This window comes from Streptomyces huiliensis, assembly GCF_020037025.1.
GTDB lineage: Bacteria > Actinomycetota > Actinomycetes > Streptomycetales > Streptomycetaceae > Streptomyces > Streptomyces huiliensis.
In genome coordinates this window covers 20,890-39,414 of the sequence record NZ_JAIQLH010000033.1, presented here as the reverse complement: position 1 = coordinate 39,414, position 18,525 = coordinate 20,890, and the positions used below count along the sequence as shown (strand labels likewise).

7 protein-coding genes are annotated in these 18,525 nt (G+C 76.1%); all 7 read left to right on the top strand.

The window, feature by feature from the left end; translation table 11 throughout:
• The first annotated feature begins 323 nt into the window (after nt 1-323).
• A complete protein-coding gene (locus JNW98_RS07525; RefSeq protein WP_223767307.1) occupies nt 324-3,683 on the top strand; it encodes a non-ribosomal peptide synthetase in 3,360 nt (1,119 codons plus the stop codon).
• Nucleotides 3,684-3,751: 68 nt separating this feature from the next.
• Entirely contained in the window at nt 3,752-8,362 is a 4,611-nt protein-coding gene (locus tag JNW98_RS07520) for a non-ribosomal peptide synthetase (protein ID WP_223767306.1), read from the top strand.
• Between the two features lie 286 nt (nt 8,363-8,648).
• Nucleotides 8,649-10,562 carry an aldehyde dehydrogenase family protein gene (locus JNW98_RS07515; RefSeq protein ID WP_223767305.1) on the top strand — a complete coding sequence of 638 codons (1,914 nt, stop codon included), beginning with the start codon at nt 8,649-8,651 and terminating at the stop codon, nt 10,560-10,562.
• A complete protein-coding gene (locus JNW98_RS07510) occupies nt 10,555-15,186 on the top strand; it encodes a non-ribosomal peptide synthetase (RefSeq protein ID WP_223767304.1) in 4,632 nt (1,543 codons plus the stop codon). The genes JNW98_RS07515 and JNW98_RS07510 overlap by 8 nt, the downstream gene beginning before the upstream one ends.
• A 52-nt stretch (nt 15,187-15,238) precedes the next feature.
• Nucleotides 15,239-16,066, top strand: a complete 828-nt coding sequence (gene ddaH, locus JNW98_RS07505) for a dimethylargininase (RefSeq protein WP_223767303.1) — start codon at nt 15,239-15,241, stop codon at nt 16,064-16,066.
• A 182-nt stretch (nt 16,067-16,248) separates the two neighbouring features.
• On the top strand, nt 16,249-17,508 hold the full coding sequence (locus JNW98_RS07500; protein ID WP_223767302.1) for an ATP-grasp domain-containing protein: 1,260 nt from the start codon (nt 16,249-16,251) through the stop codon (nt 17,506-17,508).
• A 43-nt stretch (nt 17,509-17,551) separates the two neighbouring features.
• On the top strand, nt 17,552-18,322 hold the full coding sequence (locus tag JNW98_RS07495) for a class I SAM-dependent methyltransferase (protein WP_223767301.1): 771 nt from the start codon (nt 17,552-17,554) through the stop codon (nt 18,320-18,322).
• Nucleotides 18,323-18,525 lie beyond the last annotated feature (203 nt).

The window sequence follows — 18,525 nt, the reverse complement described above, 5'->3', positions numbered from 1 at the left end:
GATAACCGACCGGAATCGACCGGCCGGATTTCGTCGGGCTCTGTCGGATTCCATCGAGTGCCGTCGGATTCCGTCGAGTTCCGGAAAGTGTCCGGAAACCGCTTCGCCCCGGAGATCTCCGTCCCCCGCCCACCCCGCGCCCCGGCGTGCCCGCCGGGCGGCCCGGCCCGGACGCGCCCCTGGATCCGGCCGATCCCGTCCCGCCGCCGGTTTCGCCCGGGGCGTCGGCGCCGCGCGCCCCCGCGCCCCGGCCGGAGCGGCGCGTACCGCGCACCGAGCACCGAGCACTGAGCACCAAGTACCAAAGGAAAGGCGACTCCCAGGTGGCCCACGACCTGCCCCGACCCGCAGCACCGGCACCCGCCGCGCCGGCACCCGTCGAGCCGGCGTCAGCCACACCCGGCGCATCTGCCGCACCCGGCGCATCCGCCACGCCCGACGCACCCGCCCCCGACCCCGGCGCGCGCCACGAGCCGTTCCCGCTCACCGACACACAGCAGGCGTACCTCCTGGGCCGCACCGACGTGTTCGAGCTCGGGAACGTCTCCACCCACGCCTACTACGAGTTCGAGGGCGACCTCGACATCCCCCGGTTCACCACCGCCTGGGAGCGGGTCGTGGCCCGGCACGGCGTCCTGCGGCTGGCCATCGACGCCGAGCGCGGCGAGCAGCGGATCCGCGCCGAGGTGCCGCCCCCGCCCGTCGAGACCGTCGACCTGCGAGGCGCCGACGAGGAGACCGTGCGCGCCCGGCTCGACGCGATCCGGGACGCGATGTCCCACCGGGTGCTCCCGGCCGACGGGCCGTTCCTGTTCGGCGTCGTGCTCAGCCGGCTCGCCGACGACCGCGTCCGCGTCCACGTCGACTTCGACGCCCTGATCCTCGACTTCCTCAGCTGGAAGCTGCTGCTCGCCGACCTCTCCGCGTACTACGCCGACCCGGACGCCGAACTCCCTCCGCTGGAGACGACGTTCCGCGACTACGTGCTCGCCGAGGCCGCCACCCGGGACTCCGACGAGTACCGCGCCTCCCGCGCCTACTGGACCGAGCGGCTGCCCGAGCTGCCGCCGTCCCCCCGGCTGCCGCTCGTCCGCGACCCCGCCGAGCTCGCCCGCCACACCTTCACCGGCCGCCGCCACCGCATGGACGCCGCCCGCTGGAAGCGGCTGAAGACCCGCGCCGCCCATGCCGGACTCACCCCCAGCGGCCTGGCCATCGCCGCGTTCGCGGAGGTGCTGGCGCACTGGAGCGAGAGCGCCCGCTTCACCCTCAACATCCCCCGGATGAACCGGCTGCCGCTGCTCCCGCAGGCGGACCGCGTCCTCGGCGAGTTCGCGTCGTTCTCCCTCCTCGAAGTCGACCACCGCACCCCCGGGACCTTCGCCGAACGCGCCGCCCGCGTCCAGGAGCAGGGCTGGCGCGACCTCGCCCACCAGCACGTCACCGGCGTCGAGCTGCTCCGCGAACTCGTCCGCCACCAGGGCGGCTTCCGGCAGGCCCTGATGCCCGTCGTCCTCACCAGCACCATCGGCCTGCGCGGCGGCGACCGGCCGCTGCTCGGCGGCCTGCTGGAGGAGCTGTACACCATCTCGCAGACGCCGCAGGTCTACCTCGACGTGCAGATCGACGAGCACGACGGCGACCTCTTCGTCAACTGGGACGCCGTCGACGAGCTGTTCCCCGCCGGCCTCATGGACGCCATGTTCGCCGCGTTCCGGGACCTTCTGGACCGGCTGGAGGCCGACGAGTCCGCCTGGGACGAGCCGCTGCCCGTCCGCCCCGACGGCATACGGCAGGGCATCGCCGGGCCGGACCGTCCCGTACCGGACCTGCTGGTCCAGGACCTCTTCGCCCGACACGCGGCCGAGCACCCCGAGCGCACCGCCGTCGTCGCCCCCGACGCCACCCTCACCCACGGCGAACTCGCCGACCGCGCCCGGCGGGTGGCCCACTGGCTGCGCCGCGAGGGCGCCGAACCCAGCCGCCCGGTCGCCGTCGTCATGGACCGCGGCTGGGAGCAGTTCGCCGCCGCGTACGGCGCCCTCTTCGCCGGCACCCCGTACGTCCCGCTCGACCCGCGGCAGCCCGCCGCCCGGCTGCACGGCATCCTGCGCCGCACCGGCGCCCGGCACCTGCTGACCCGGTCCGCCGAGCCGGCCATCCGTGAACTGCCCGCCGACCTCGGCCTCCGCGTCCTGTCCGTCGACACCGGACTCGACGGACTGCCCGCCGACCCGCTCCCGCCCGCCCAGGGCCCCGACGACCTCGCGTACCTGCTGTTCACGTCCGGTTCCACCGGTGAGCCCAAGGGCGCCATGATCCGGCACCGGGGCATGGTCAACGCCCTGCTGGCCACCCTCGACGCGTTCGAGGTCGGGCCGGACGACCGCGCACTGGCCGTCACCGCGCTGCACCACGACATGTCGGCCTTCGACCTGTTCGGCGTCCTCGGCGCGGGCGGTTCCGTCGTCGTCCCCGAGCCCGGCCGCGACCGCGACCCCGCCCACTGGGCCGAACTCGTCGCCGCGCACGGCGTGACGCTGTGGAACTCCGTGCCCGCCGCCATGGAGATGCTGCTGGAGGACGCCCGCACCGGCGCCCGCCCGCCGGCCTCGCTGCGGCTCGTCCTGCTCGGCGGCGACTGGATACCCCCGCACGTACCGGAACGGCTGCTCCGCTCGGTTCCCGGCATCCGCGTCACCGGCGTCGGCGGACCCACGGAGACCACCCTCTGGAACATCTGGCACCCGGTCGCCGAGGCCGACACCGCGCTGCCCACCATCCCGTACGGCCGGCCGATCGCCAACACCCGTTACCACCTGCTCAACGACGGGATGCGGGACGTTCCCGACGGGGTGACGGGGGAGATGTACTGCGCCGGGCCCGGCGTCGCCGCCGGCTACTGGGAGGACGCCGAGCGCACCGCCGCCGCGTTCGTCCACCACCCCGTCACCGGCGACCGCCTCTACCGCACCGGCGACCTGGGCCGCTTCCGCCCCGACGGGACCATCGAGTTCGCGGGCCGCGCCGACTCCCAGGTGAAGATCCGCGGGCGGCGCGTCGAACTCGGCGAGATTGAGGCCGCGTTGCGGTCCCACCCGGCCGTCGCCGCGGCCGTCGCCGTCGCCGTGCCCCGGCCGGACGGGCCCGGGTACCGCGGCATCGCCGCCCACGCCACCGTCCGGAGCGGGCACCCGGTGCCTCCGGTCGACGAGGTGCTGGCGCTCCTGCGCGACCGGCTCCCCGAGCACATGGTCCCGGGCAGCCTGCGGTTCGCCGACCGCTTCCCGCTGACCGCCAACGGCAAGGTCGACCGGCGCGCCCTGGCCGCCACTCCCGAAGAGGAGACCCAGGAGAAGGCACCGGCCCCCGCCACCGCCCTGGAACGCGTCCTGGCCGGCATCTGGCAGGAAGTCATCCACGCCCCGGCCGTCGGCCCCGACGACGACTTCTTCGCGCTCGGCGGCGACTCGCTGCTCGCCACCCGGATCGTCGGCCGGATCCGCGAGTCCCTCGACACCCCCGACCTCACCGTCCGCGCGGTCTTCGCCGCCCCCACCGTCGCCGGCCTCGCCGCCGAACTGCGGGCCGCCGAGGACGATCCCGCGCGGCTGGAGGAAGCCGCCGAAATCTGTCTGGAGATCGAGGGCCTCACACCCGACGAGATCGCATCGCAGCTCTGAGCCGGGACCGGGCGCCCCCGAGGCGCCCGGCCGGTGGACCGCAGGGAACGGAACGAGGGGAACGACCCATGACGAAGCGGCCGGGCATCGAGGACGTACTGCCGCTCGCGCCCTTGCAGGAGGGGCTGCTGTTCCAGGCGCTCTTCGACGAGAGCGCCCACGACGTCTACACCATGCAGCTCATCCTGGAACTGCGCGGACCGCTGGACCGCGCCGTGCTGCGCCGCTCCGCCGGGGCGCTGCTGCACCGCCACCCCAACCTGCGCGCCGCCTTCTGGAACGAGGGCGTCCGGCGGCCGGTCCAGGTGATCCCCAAGGCCGTCGAGCCGGTCTGGGAGGAGACCGACCTCGGTCACCTGCCGGAGGGCGAACGGGAGGACGCCCTCGAAGCCGTCCTCCGCGAGGACCGCGCCCGCCGCTTCGACCTCACCGAACCGCCGCTCGTCCGCTTCCGGCTGATCCGGCTCGCCGACCGCCTCCACCGGCTCGTCCTGCACAGCCACCACATCCTCCTCGACGGCTGGTCGGTGCCGCTGCTCGTCCGCGAACTCGTCGACCTCCACGCCCACGGCGGCGACCCCGCGGCCCTGCCCGCCCCCCGCCGCTACCGCGACCACCTCGCGCGGCTCGCCACGCTCGACAAGGCCCCCGCCGAGGCGGCCTGGCGCACCGCCCTCGCCGGCCTCCCCGGCCCCACCCTCCTCTACGGCCCCGACCGCAACCGCGCCGCCCGCACCCCCGACGTCGTCCCGCTCGCCCTGGACGAGGACACCACCGCCCGCCTCGGCGCCCTGGCGCGTGGCAAGGGGCTCACCCTCAACACCGTGGTCCAGGGCCTCTGGGGCATCCTCCTCGGCAGACTCACCGGCGGCCGGGACGTGGTGTTCGGCGCCTCCGTCTCCGGCCGCCCCGCCGACCTGCCCGGCGTCGAGGCGATGATCGGCCTGTTCATCAACACCGTGCCCGTCCGCGTCACCCTGCGGCCCGACGAGCCGCTCACCGGCCTCCTCACCAGGCTCCAGGCCGAGCAGGCCGCCCTGCTGCCCCACCACGACCTCGGCCTCGCCGACATCCAGCGCGCCGCCGGCACCGGCGAACTCTTCGACACCCTCGTCGTCTTCGAGAACGCCCCCGACGTCACCGAGAGCCTGGAGAACGCCCGCACCGCCGGCGGCCTCGAAGTCCACGGCATCGCCAACCGGGACGCCACCCACTACCCGGTGACCCTCGTCCCGCTGCTCCTCCACGGCCGGCTGACCGTCTCCTTCGAGTACCAGCCCGACGTCCTCGACCGCGCCGCCGCCCAGGCCCTGGCCGGCCGCTTCGAACGGCTCCTCGGCGCCTTCCTCGCCGATCCCGACCGGCCGGTGGGCCGCCTGGGCATCCTCGCGGACGACGAACGCGCCGCCCTCTTCACCGCCGGGCGCGGGCCCGCCGTGGACGTGCCGGACACCACCCTGCCCGACCTCTTCGCCGCCCAGGCTGCCGCCCGGCCCGACGCGCCCGCCCTCGTCTTTCGGGGCGAGACCCTGACCTTCGCCGAACTCGACGCCCGCGCCAACCGCCTCGCCCGCCGGCTCGTCGCCGAGGGCGTCGGCCCCGAGGACTTCGTCGCCCTCGCGATGCCGCGCGGCCTCGACATCGTCACCGCCCTGCTCGCCGTGCAGAAGGCCGGCGCCGCCTACGTCCCCGTCGACCCCGAGTACCCGGCCACGCGCGTCGCGCACATGCTCACCGACGCCCGGCCGCGGCTGCTGCTCACCGTCGGCGAACCGCCGGCCGGCGTCCCCGACGGGCTGCCCGCCCTGGCCCTCGACGACCCGGCCTTCGCCGACGCGCTGGCCGCCCTCCCCGGCGACCCCGTCACCGACGCCGACCGGCACCGGCCGCTGCTCCCCGACCACCCCGCGTACGTCATCTACACCTCGGGCTCCACCGGCGCGCCCAAGGGCGTGGTCACCGTCCACCGCAACGTCGTCGGCCTGGTGGCCGGCCACCGGCGGCAGGTGTACGAGCCACTCGCCGAGGCGGCCGGGCGGCGGCTGCGGGTCGGGCACGGCTGGTCGTTCTCCTTCGACGCCTCCTGGCAGCCGCTCGTCGCCCTCTTCGACGGGCACACGATCGAGATCCTGGACGAGGACACCCGGCGCGACCCCGCCCTGCACCTCGCCTGGCTGGAGGAGCGGGCGGTCGACTTCATCGAGGTGTCGCCGTCCTTCTACGGCCAGTTGGCCGCCGACGGCCGCGACGGCCGGCCGGGCCGGCTCACCGGGCTCGGCGTGGGCGGCGAGGCCGTGCCCGACGCCATGTGGCAGCGGCTGCGCGGACTGCCCGACACCCGGACGTACAACTTCTACGGGCCCACCGAGTGCACGGTGGACACCGTCGTCGCCGACACCCGCGACAGCGAACGGCCCGTCATCGGGCGGCCCGTCGCCAACACCCGCGCCTACGTGCTCGACGCGTACCTCAACCCCGTACCGCCGGGCGTGGACGGCGAGTTGTACCTGTCCGGCAACGGGCTCGCCCGCGGCTACCTGCGGCGGCCCGGCGTGACGGCCGGACGCTTCGTCGCGGACCCCTTCGGGCCGCCCGGCACCCGGATGTACCGCACCGGCGACGTGGTCCGCTGGACCGCCGACGGACAGCTCGACTTCACCGGACGCACCGACGACCAGGTCAAGATCCGCGGCTTCCGGGTGGAGCCCGGCGAGATCGAGAGCGCCCTCGCCGCGCACCCGGACGTCGACCGCGCGGTGGTGGTCGTCCGCGAGGACCGGCCGGGGGTGAAGCGGCTGTACGGGTACGCCGTGCCCGTCGCCGGTACGGAGCCTTCGCCGGGGGAGCTGCGGGACTTCCTCGCGGCCACGCTGCCCGGCCACATGGTCCCGGCCGGCGTCGCCGTCCTCCCCGAACTCCCGCTCACCGCCCACGGGAAGCTCGACCGCGCCGCCCTCCCCGTCCCGGCCGCCGCCGGCGGCGGCTCCCGGCCGCCGGGCACTCCGCGCGAGAAGCTGCTGTGCGCGCTGATCGCCGAGCTCCTCGGCGTGGACGAGGTGGGCGCCGACGACGACTTCTTCGCGCTCGGCGGCGACAGCATCGTCTCCATCCAGCTCACCGGCCGCGCCCGCGCCGCCGGCCTGGTGATCTCGCCCAAGGACGTCTTCACCGCGCCGAGCGTCGCCGCCCTCGCCGCGGCCGCCACCGCCGTCGAGGACGCCCCGGCCGGTGACGACGACGGCATCGGTGCCATCCCCCTCACCCCGATCATCCACTGGCTCACCGGCACCGGCGGCCCCATCGGCCGCTACTCGCAGGGCAACCTGCTGCGCCTCCCCGCCGGCCTCGGCCACGACCACCTCCTCACCGCCGTCCAGGCCCTCCTGGACCGGCACGACCTGCTCCGCGCCCGCTTCGACGAGGCCACGGGCGTACTGGAGACCCGGCCGCCGGGCTCCGTCCGCGCGGAGGACGCCGTCCGGCGGGTGGACGCGACCGGGCTGTCCGCCGAGGCCGCGCGGCGGCTGCTCACCACCGAGTACGAGGCCGCGCTCGACCGGCTCGACCCCGCCGCCGGCGTCGTCTTCCTGGCGATCCGGCTGGACACCGACGACCCGGCCGACGCCCGGCTGCTCGTCCTCGGCCACCACCTCGTCGTCGACGGTGTCTCCTGGCGCGTCCTGCTGCCCGACCTCGCCGCCGCCTGCCGCGCGGCGGCGGCCGGCGAGCCGCCCGCCCTCGAACCCGTCCGCACCTCCTTCCGGCACTGGGCCCGCGCCCTCGCCGACCACGCGGCCTCGGGTGGACGACGGTCCGAACTCCCGCTCTGGAACGCCATGGCGGCCGGTGCCGAACCCCTGCTCCCGGATCTCGTGCGCGACCCGCGCCGCGACACCAAGGGCACCCTCCGCCACGTCCACCGCACCCTGCCCCCGGACCGCGCCGCCCGGCTGCTCACCGAGGCGCCCGCCGCGCTCGGCGCGTCCGTCAACGACGTCCTCCTCGCCGCCCTCTCCCTCGCCCTCACCGTCTGGCGCGAACGCGCCGGGACCGACCCCGCGCGGCGCGCCGTCCTCGTCGCCCTCGAAGGCCACGGCCGCGAGGACCAGCTCGTCCCGGGCGCCGACCTGTCGCGCACGGTGGGCTGGTTCACCACCGTCCACCCCGTCCGCCTCGACCCGGGACCGGTCGACACCGCCGCCGCCCTGGCCGGCGGCGCGGCCCTCGCCGACGTCGTCCGGGCCGTCCGCGACCGGCTGCGGACCATCCCCGACGGCGGCATCGGGCACGGCCTGCTGCGCTACCTCGACCCGTCGTCGGGACCGGTGCTGGCCGGACTGCCGCAGCCTGAGGTCGAGTTCAACTACCTGGGCCGGTTCGCCACCGGCGAGACGGCCGACGGCGAGTTCACCCTCGCCGAGGAGGCCGCCGACTTCAGCGACGCCGCCGATCCGGCGATGCCCGTCAGCTACGCGCTGGACGTCAACGCCTACGCGCTCCAGCGGGCGGACGGGCCGGAGTTGCACGTGCGCTGGTCGTGGCCGGCGGCGCTGCTGACGGAGGAGGCGGTGGGGGAGCTGGCCGATCTCTGGTTCCGGGGGCTGGACGCGGTGGCCGCGTACGCGGAAAGGGCGGGAGACGCGGGGGCCCAGGGGGCCGAGGGGGAGGTCGTGGGATAGGGAGCGGACGACCGTCGTCCGGTCCGTGGGCCGGTCATGACCGATTCCGTCCGGTCTGCCGGCCAGGCGGATCCGCGGGGCCGGCCGGCCCCTGCCCGGCCCACCCTTCGGATCCGGCCGCCCCGCCCGGCGGACTGCTCGGCGACTCGGCCGCCCCGCCCGAACGGTCCGGCCCGAGGCGGTGCGCCGCCGCGCGGCCGACCGGCGACCTCGACCCACTCCACTCGCCCAGCCACTCACCACCCCTGCCTTGAGGTTCCCCGCACGTCCCCCACAGGAGACCACCATGGCCACTCCGGCCTCGCACGTCCCGCAGACTCCGCAGGTCGGCCGCCCGGCCGGCGCCGAAGCATCCGTGACCGACCCCGTGATCGATCCCACGGCGGCAGCCGTCGACGCCGCCGTCCGGCGCGCCCGCGCCGCCCAGCGGCAGATCGCCCACTGGCCCCAGCAGCGGATCGACGACCTCGTCGCCGCCGTCGCCTGGCAGTGCTACCGCGACGACAACGCCCGCCACATCGCCCGCCTCAGCCGCCGCGACACCCGCCTCGGCGACACCGAGCACCTCCACGCCATGCAGCGCCGCCGCGTCCTCGGCGTCCTCCGCGACCTGCACGGCGTCCGCACCACCGGCGTCGTCGAGGAACTCCCGGAACTCGGGCTGACCAGGATCGCCAAGCCGATGGGCGTCATCGCGGTGGCCAGTCCGGCCACCGCGCCCGGCCCCGGGATCGTCTGCAACGCCCTGCCCATCCTGAAGACCCGCAACGCCGCCGTCTTCACGCCCAACCCCCGCGCCCACACCACCGCCCGCGAGGTCGTCCGGCTGATGCGCGAGGCCCTGGAGGACGCGGACGCGCCCGCCGACCTCTTCCAGTGCCTGGAGGTCACCGGCCGCGCCGCCGGCACCGCGCTGATGCGCGCGGCCGACCAGGTCGTCGCCATCGGCGGCCCCGGAACCGTACGCCGTGCCCACGAGAGCGGAACGCCCGCCCTGGGCGCGGGAGTCGGCAACCCGACGGTCCTGGTGGACGAGACCGCCGACCTCACGGCCGCGGCCGAGGCCATCGCCACCGGCGCCTCCTACAACAACGGCACCTCCTGCTCTTCGGAGAGCAACGTCTTCGTCCACCGCTCCGTGGCCGACCGCTTCCGCGCCGAACTCGTGCGGCTGGGCGCCCACTTGTGCGACGGCCCCGCCACCGCCCGGATCCGCGCCGCGCTCTGGCCCGACGGCCGCACCCTGGACCGCGAGCTGATCGGCCGCCCCGCCGCGGCCATCGCCGAGGCCGCCGGGGTCACGGACGCGGGCAAGGCGGCCGTCCTGGTCCTCGACTGCCCGGACCCGGGGCCGGACGACCCCATCCTCCGCGAGAAGATCTCGCCGCTCCTCACCCTCGCCGTCTACGACGACTTCGAGCGGGCCGTGGGCGTGGTGCGGGACATCCTCGACCGCTGCGGCCGGGGCCACAGCTGCGGCATCCACACCCGCCGCGACGACCGCGTGGCCCTCCTCGCCGACCGCATCCCCACCTGCCGCGTCGTCGTCAACCAGTCGACCATGACCAACACCGGCGGCTTCGCCACCGGCGTCCCCTTCACCACCACCCTCTCCGGCGGCACCTGGGCCGGCACCGGCGGCTCCGGCAACATCACCTGGCGCGACTTCCTCAACCACACGGTCGTCTCACGGCCCATCCCGGAAGTCCTCCCGGACGAGCGGCTCCTCTTCGGGCGGCACTGGGCGGAGCACGGCGGCCTCGCGGCTCAGCCGGTCCCCGGGGAGTCCGCGGCCGCCGGCGGGGCCGCGCCTTCCGGGGCCGGCTCCGGCCGGGACGGGAGCGTGGCGCGCGACGGCGTCCCGCTCGTCCGGGACGCGCCGGCCGGAGGACGGTCCGCGTCCCTTCAGGGTGGTCGGACTCCGGGCGGGGATCCGGTCGCAGGGGAGGCCCTCGCGATCGGGGAACCCGAGGCCGTCGGCCGGGCCGCCCCCCACCCGGGAAGCCCGAGCCGGGACGGGAGCGTGGCCGGAGGCGAGGTCCCGGCCGTCGAGCCGGGCACGTGCCTCCCCGGCGTCCCGGCCCCGGGGCGGAGCCCGGCCGGCGCCCAAGCCGGCGCGCCCACCGCCCCCCACCCCGCCGTACCCACCCCGCCCGCCCCGGGCGGTCCCCGCGAGGAAGGTTCCCGCCACCGTGTCTGACCAGCCGGCCACCGACGCCGAACTGCTCGCGGAGCGCAAGCGCGCGCTGCTGCGCCGACGACTGGCCGAACGGGGGCTCACCCGGTCCGCGCCGGGCGGGGCGGGCGGCGTGCCCGAGGCGGCGGACGAGGCGCCCGTGCCGTCCGCCGCGCAGCGCCGCATGTGGGCCCTCCAGAACCTCTCGCCGCACACGGCCGCCTACAACCTCACGCTCGCCTTCGACATCACCGGCCCCCTCGACGCCGGGGCGCTGGCCGCCGCCCTCACCGACGTCGCCGACCGCCATGACGTGCTGCGGACCACGCACCGCGAGGAGCCCGACGGCACCCTCGTCCAGCACGTCGTCACCGGCCGGGACGTACCCGTGCCCGTCACCGACCTGACCGGTCTCGCGCCCGCGCGCCGGGCCGACGAGGCGGTGCGCGGCGCCCGCGAGCTCGGCCGGCGGCCGTTCGACCTCGCGGCCGAACTCCCCCTGCGGGCGGCCCTGTTCCGCACCGGCGAGGACGAGCACCTATTCGTGCTCGTCGCCCACCACATCGCCGTCGACGAGGGCAGCTGGGAGGTGCTGCTGCGCGACCTCGCCGCCTGCTACCGGCGGCGCACCGGCGGGGGCGGGCCCGCCCCGGCGCCCGCCGCGCAGTACGCCGCGTTCGCCCGCCGGGAGCGCGAGGGGCTGACGCCCGAGCGGATCCGGCCCCGGCTGGACCACTGGCGGCGCCACCTCGACCCCTGGCCCGACCCGGTGGCCCTGCCGACCGACCACCCCCGGACCGCGACCGCCACCGACGACGACGGGGCCGTCGCCGTCCACGCCCTGCCCGACGAACTGGCCGTACGGCTGCGGGAGTTCGCGCGCGGCCGGGGCGTCACCCCGTTCATGGTGCTGCTCGCGGCCGTCACCGTGCTGCTGCACCGGCACACCGGTGGCCGGGACCTCGCCGTCGGCACCCCGGCGATGAACCGCGACCGGGCCGAGTACGAGTCCGTCGTCGGCAACTTCGACAACACCCTGCTCCTCCGCACCCGCCTGGACGGCGACCCGGCCTTCACCACGCTGGTCGAGCAGGTGCGCGCGGTGTGCACCGCCGCCTACGAACACCAGGACCTGCCGTTCGAACGCGTCCTCCAGGAGCTGCGGCCCCGGCGGACGTCCAGCCGGGTCACCCCGTTCGACGTGATGTTCCTGCTGCGCACGGAGGCGTTCGACACCTTCGCGCTGCCCGGCCTCACCGTCCGCCCGCGCCCGGTGTCCAACGGCACCAGCCAGTTCGAACTGACCCTCGCCGCCGTGGCCACCGGCGACCGCCTCGCCCTCGAAGCCACCTACCGCACCGGCCTGTTCCGCCCCGAGACCATCGACGGCCTGCTGCGCCGCTTCGCGAACCTGCTGGACGGGCTGCTCGCCGAGCCCGACGCCCCCGTCCGGCGGGCGCCGCTGCTCGACGCGGCGGAACGGCGGCGGGTGCTGGAGGAGTGGAACGCCACCGGCCACGCCTTCCCCGACGCCTCCCTCGGGGAACTGTTCGAGCGGCAGGCGGCCCGGACGCCCGACGCCACCGCGCTGGTCGCCGACGGCGAGGAGATCACGTACGCCGCGCTGGACGCCCGCGCCGACCGGCTGGCCCGCCTGCTCGCCGCGCGCGGCGCGGGCCCCGAGACGCTCGTCGCGCTCGCCCTGCACCGCACCGCGGACATGGTCGTCGCCGTGCTCGCCGTCCTGAAGTCCGGTGCCGCCTACCTGCCGCTGGACCCCGACTACCCCGCCGAACGCATCGCCGCCGTCCGCCGCGACGCCCGCCCGGCGCTGCTCGTCACCACGTCCGACGTGGACCTGCCCGGCGACGGTCCCGGTACGCCCGTCGTCCTCGACGACCCGGCCGTACGGGCCGAACTCGCCGCGCTGCCGGACCGGGACCCGGCGGAACCCCGCCCCCGCGTCGACACCCTCAGCCCCGCCTACGTCATCTACACCTCCGGTTCCACGGGCGCGCCCAAGGGCGTCGTCGGCGTCCACCGGGGGCTCGTCAACCGGCTGGCCTGGTTCCACGACCGGCACCCGTGGCGGCCCGGCACCCGCGTCTGCGCCAAGACGTCGCTGAGCTTCCTCGACGGGACCGGCGAGCTCCTCGGCCCGCTGCTGCACGGCGGCACGGTGGTGCTCGCCGACCGGGTCGCGGCCCGCAGCCTCCCGCAGCTGGCCGCCCTCGTCCACGAGCACCGGGCGACCCGGCTCACCGTCGTCCCCAGCCTGCTGGCCGCCGTCACCGCCCTGCCGCCCGCCGAACGCGCCCTGTTCGCCGGCGTCGACATCTGGATCAGCAGCGGCGAGGCGCTCACCGGCGAGACGGCCCGTGCCTTCGCCGAGGCGTTCCCGGACGCCCGGCTGATCAACCTCTACGGGTCGTCCGAGGTGAGCGCCGACAGCCTGTACGCCGACGTCACCGACGCCGACCCGGTCGTCGGCAGGCCGCTGTGGAACACCTCCGCCTACGTCCTGGACGCCGGCCTCCAGCCCGTCCCGCCCGGCGGCACGGGGGAGTTGTACCTCGCAGGCGCCGGCCTGGCCCGCGGCTACCTGCGCCGGCCCGGACTGACGGCCGGCCGCTTCGTCGCCGACCCCTACGGGCCGCCCGGCGCCCGGATGTACCGCACCGGCGACCTGGTCAGGGCGCGCGCCGACGGCCGCCTGGAGTACCTGGGCCGGGCCGACCACCAGGTGAAGATCCGCGGCTTCCGCATCGAACCCGGGGAGATCGAGGCGGCCCTGACCGGGCGGCCAGACGTCGCCCGTGCGCTGGTCACGGTCCACGAACACCCCACGGCCGGACGTCAGTTGGTGGCCTACGCGGTGGCCGCTCCCGGTTCGGCCGTCGACCCCGACGCGCTGCGCGAGCACCTGCGCGGGCTGCTGCCCGACTACATGGTCCCCGCCGCCGTCGTCCCCCTCGACACGCTGCCCCTGACACCCAACGGCAAGGTCGACCGGCGCGCCCTGCCCGCCCCCGACTTCGCCGCCCGGGTCGGCGGCGACCGGCCCGCCACTCCGGCGGAGGAACGGCTCGCCGGTCTGTTCGCCCAGGTCCTCGGGCTGCCCGACGTCGGTGTCAGGGACAGCTTCTTCGCCCTGGGGGGCGACAGCATCGTCGCCATCCAGCTGGCCGGGCGGGCCACGGCCGCCGGACTGCCGGTCTCGCCGTGGGACGTCTTCCGCCACCAGACCGTCGAGGCCCTCGCCGCGGCGGCCACACCCGAGGACGACGACCGGCCCGCCGCCCCCCTCACCCCGCTCGCGCGCCGCCTCGCCGCCGAGGGGACGCCGCCGCGCACGCTCCTGCTGCGCGCCCCCGCCGGGCTGACCGCAGACCGGCTGACGGCCGCCCTGCGCGCCGTCCTCGACCGGCACCCCGCCGCGCGCTCCACCCTCACCCCCGACGGGCTGCGCCCCGCCACCGCCCCGCACCCCGCCGCCGTACCCACCCGGATCACCGGCGACCGGCCCGACCTCACCGCCGAGGCCGCCGCCGCGCGCGACCGCCTCGCCCCGGAGCGCGGCGTCCTCCTCGACGCCCTCTGGTGGGACCGCGGCCCCCACCGTCAGGGCCGACTCCTGCTCACCGCCCACCCACTCGCCGCCGACGAGGAATCCCTCCGCCTCCTCGCCACCGACCTCGCCGCAGTGGCTGCCGGCGCCGAACTCGACCCGGAACCGGCCCCGTTCGCGGCATGGGCACGCGCCCAAGACGACGAGCGACCTCCCGCGACGCCGGTGCCGTCCACGCACGCCCGGGAGGGCGGCGAGCTCCCGCAGACCACTGCTCCGGATCCGACCACCACGCCATCCGCGACCACCGTGACCACCGCGACGGTGAAGCCGACACCGCCTGCCCCGGCCCGCACCCGCGCCGCACAGGGCGAGGAGTCCTCGGTGGCGGTGTCCGCCTCGGCCTCGGCCCCCGCCGGCCAGGGCGAGGCGCCCGCCGCCGTCGCCACCACGACGACCGAGCTCGCGCCCCCCGCGCTCACCCGCGGCCTCGCCCGCGTGGCGGCCCGCTTCCATGCCCGCCTGGACGACGTGCTGCTCACCGGCCTCGCCCTCGCCTCGCCAGGACTCGCCGTCGGGGTCGTGCGCGCCGACCGCGGCCCGTTCACCGCCACCGTCGGTCCGTTCGGGCGGGAGGTCGCCGTCCGGCTGCCCGCCGGGCCGCACCGGCCGGACGGGCACGGCGTGCTGCTCAAGCGGGTCAAGGAGCTGCTGCGTACGGCGCCGGGTGGGGCGGAGGCGCCGGACGCGTACTGGACGTCCGTCCACCGCCCGGCGGCCGGAGCGGACGACTGGGCGCCCGCGCCCGCCGACGAGTGGCCGATCGCCCCGCCCGTCCCGGCGCGCGAGCCGCTGCACCTGCACGTGGACGGGACCGCCCCGGACGGCGCCCTGACGCTCACCGTCCACCGAGCCGCGGGAGCCGCGCCCGACACCGCCGCCTGGCGGGAAGCGCTGGAGGATCTCGCCGGCCGCCTCGACCGGCCGGAGGCCGGCGGGCACACGCCCTCCGACTTCCCGCTGGTGGCGCTGGACGAAGCGGCGATCACGGCCCTGGAGGCCAGGTGGGGGACCGGCTGAGCGAGCCCCCCCGTCACCGGAACCCCGAGAAACCCCCACCGAGGAGCACACCATGCCCGCCACACCCCGTACGGCCCGCCCCCGCCACTACCTCATGTGCCCGCCCACCCACTTCCGTGTCACCTACGCCATCAACCCCTGGATGGATCCCGCCAAGCCCGTGGACACGGACCTGGCCGTGGCCCAGTGGGAGGACCTGCGGGACCTCTACCTCCGGCTCGGCCACCGCGTCGACGTCATCGAGCCGCTGCCGGACCTCCCCGACATGGTCTACGCGGCCAACGGCGCCACCGTCGTCGACGGCAAGGTGCTGGGCGCCCGCTTCCGGAACGCCGAGCGGGCCGCGGAGGGCCCCGCCTACCTGGACTGGTTCCGGTCCCGGGGGTACACCGAGACGCTGGACCCGGTGCACGTCAACGAGGGCGAGGGCGACTTCCTGGTCACCGGCGCTTGGGTGCTCGCGGGCAAGGGCTTCCGGAGCGCGCCCGAGTCGCACGCGGAGGCGCAGGAGTTCTTCGGCCGCCCGGTCGTCAGCCTGGAGCTGACGGACGAGCGCTACTACCACCTCGACACGGCTCTGGCGGTCCTCGGCCCGGACGAGGTCATGTACTACCCGGGCGCGTTCACCCCCGGCAGCCGGGCCGTGCTCGAACGCCTCTTCCCGGACGCCGTGCTGGCGACCGCCGAGGACGCGGCGGTGCTCGGCCTCAACGCCGTCAGCGACGGCCTGCACGTCGTGCTGCCCGAGGCCGCCACCGGGCTGGCCGAGCGGCTGGCCGCCCGCGGGTTCGAGCCGGTCGGCGTCGACCTGGCCGAGCTGCTCAAGGGCGGCGGCAGCGTCAAGTGCTGCACGCTGGAGCTCCGCCCGGCGGCCGGCTGACCGCCCGCTGGCCGCTTCCCGCCCCTCCGACGCGCCCGCCGGACGCCTGTGGTTGGCAGGCACCCGGCGGGTGCGCATACTCGTAGGGCCCTGCCCGACGGCGCGTCCGGTGACCGCACGGTGACCCGCACCGCGGCCCGCCCGTCGGCACCTTCCGTGGACGGGGAGGAGTACCGGTCGGCATGACGGAGGAGACGCTCCTCGTCCTGGGCTGCACCGCCCTGACGCCCTGGGCGCGCGACCAGCTGCGGCGGCTGTGCGAGCAGGCCCGGCGCCGCGGACTCGCCCTCACCGGCGCCGACACCCCCGGCAACCTGCGGACGGCCACGCCCGACGAGCTCGCCCGCTACGACGCCGTGCTGCCGCTCGACGTCCACGACCCCGGCGCCTGCCGGGCCTGGGCGGCCGGCCGGCCCGCCGTCTCGGCGGTGGCCACCATCCGCGAACTGTCCGTCCTCCCCGCCGCGGTGATCGCCCGCGAGCTGGGCATCGCGGGCAATGACCCCGAGGCCGTCCGGCGGGTCCGCAACAAGGACCTGTGCCGCGACCGGCTGCGCGCGGCGGGCTTCGTCCAGCCGCGCACCGCGCTCTGCGCGGACCTCGCCGACGCCGAGCGCTTCCTGCGCGCGACCCCTCCCGGCCCGTGGGTCGTCAAGCCGCGCGACGGGCTGGCCGGCATCGGCGTCTCCCGGATCGACCGTCCGGACCAACTCCCGGAGGCACTGGGCAAATTCGGGTCACTGCCGGCTGCCATGGGTGCGCTCCCCGCGTCCGCCGGCTTCCTCGTGGAGACCTTCGTCGAAGGTGCCGAGTACTCCGCCGAGGGCGTCCTCGTCGGCGGCGTCCCCCGCGTCCTCGCCCTCACCCGCAAGGGGACCGGCGACGGGTTCGTGGAGACCAGCCAGCGGGTGCCCGCGGGGCTGGACGAGGCGACGGCCGAGGTGGCGGCCGACGCGGTCGCCCGCGCGCTCACGGCCGTCGGCGTCACCCGGGGCATCTTCCACGTCGAGTTCTGGGTGACCCCGGACGGTGTCGTCCTCGGCGAGCTGCACGACCGCGGCGGCGGCGACTACATCCACGCCCTCGTCGAACACACCCGCCCCGGGCTGGAGTTGTACGGCACCCTCATCGACGACCTGCTCGGTCGCGCCCCGGCCCCCGTGCCCGCCGCGTCCGGCGCGGCCCGCGCCGAGTTCCCGCTCGCGCCGCCCGGCCGGCTGCGCGCGGTCCGCGGCTGGGACGAGGTGCGCCGGCACCCGGCCGTGCTGGCGGCCCACCTCCGCGTCGCGCCGGGGGACGTGATCGGGCCCGCCCGGGACTCGTACTCCCGGCCCGGGGTCTTCGTCGCCGCCGCGCCGGACGCGGACGCCCTCGACGCGCTGGTGGCCGGGCTGGCGGCGCGCATCGTCTTCGACACCGAACCAGGCGGCACCGCCGTGTGAGTGGCGCCGCCGCATGACAGGCACCGCCGTGGGAGAGGCAGCGATGGACCCTCTGCTGAGCAACCTGCTCTACGACCATCCGGAGCTGTACGAGGAGATGTACCCGGGGACGGAGAAGGACATCCCCCGGTTCTGCGAACGGCTGTTCGCCGCGCACGCCCCCGGCGGCGTCCGGACGCTGCTCGACGCCGGCTGCGGCACCGGCCGGCACGTCGCCTACTTCACCGAGGCGGGGGTGGACTGCGTAGGCTTCGACTGCCAGGAGAACATGCTCGCCTTCGCCCGCGAGCGGCGGCCGGGGCCCGACTACCGCGTCGGCGACATGCGGAGCCTGCGCCTGGGCCGGACCTTCGACGCCGTCACCTGCTTCGGCTGGGCGCTGTCCAACCTGCACGCCAACGCGGACGTGTCCCGCGCGGTGGAGACCTTCGCCGCCCACTGCCGGCCGGGGGCGCTGCTGTTCGTGCACGTGCCCAACCCGCTGGCCGACCCCGAGGAGGCGGCGTTCCAGCGCCACTTCACCCTCGCCGCCCCCGCCTTCACCGCCACCGCCGAGGCCACGTACACCCTCGACCGCCGGCACCAGCTCCTCACCCGCAGGCGGCTGTGGCGCGTCGCGGGGCGGGAGCCGCTGACGGACCACGTGCGGTTCCGGCTGCTGTATCCGATGGAGCTGGAGCACCACTTGGCGGAGCACGGGTTCAGGGTGCTCGCCATGTACGACGACACGGATGCCGTCGATTCCGCCGATACCTCGGACGGTGACCTGTCCGGGCCCGCCCTGTACGTCCTGGCCCGCTTCACGGGCGCCTGAGGCGCGTCCCCCCTCTCTACTCGGAATCACGGCTTCCCCATCCGCCCCGACTGCCGCACCGTTTTTCGGGGAAACCGGTGTCGGCGAACCACACGGCCTTGACGGACCGGGGGAAATACTGCTCTTTCAAGAGTTCCGGCAGGCGCGTTCGAGTGAACTTGGGGCGCGCGTGGCGGAAGTTGTGCGCCCTTGCGCCCCCAGCG

Bases quoted from the DNA above. Each gene is read 5' to 3' on its own strand.
- JNW98_RS07515 (WP_223767305.1), top strand. From the start codon at position 8,649: ATGGCCACTCCGGCCTCGCACGTCCCGCAGACTCCGCAGGTCGGCCGC.
- JNW98_RS07500 (WP_223767302.1), top strand. From the start codon at position 16,249: ATGACGGAGGAGACGCTCCTCGTCCTGGGCTGCACCGCCCTGACGCCC.
- ddaH (WP_223767303.1), top strand. From the start codon at position 15,239: ATGCCCGCCACACCCCGTACGGCCCGCCCCCGCCACTACCTCATGTGC.
- JNW98_RS07520 (WP_223767306.1), top strand. From the start codon at position 3,752: ATGACGAAGCGGCCGGGCATCGAGGACGTACTGCCGCTCGCGCCCTTG.
- JNW98_RS07495 (WP_223767301.1), top strand. From the start codon at position 17,552: ATGGACCCTCTGCTGAGCAACCTGCTCTACGACCATCCGGAGCTGTAC.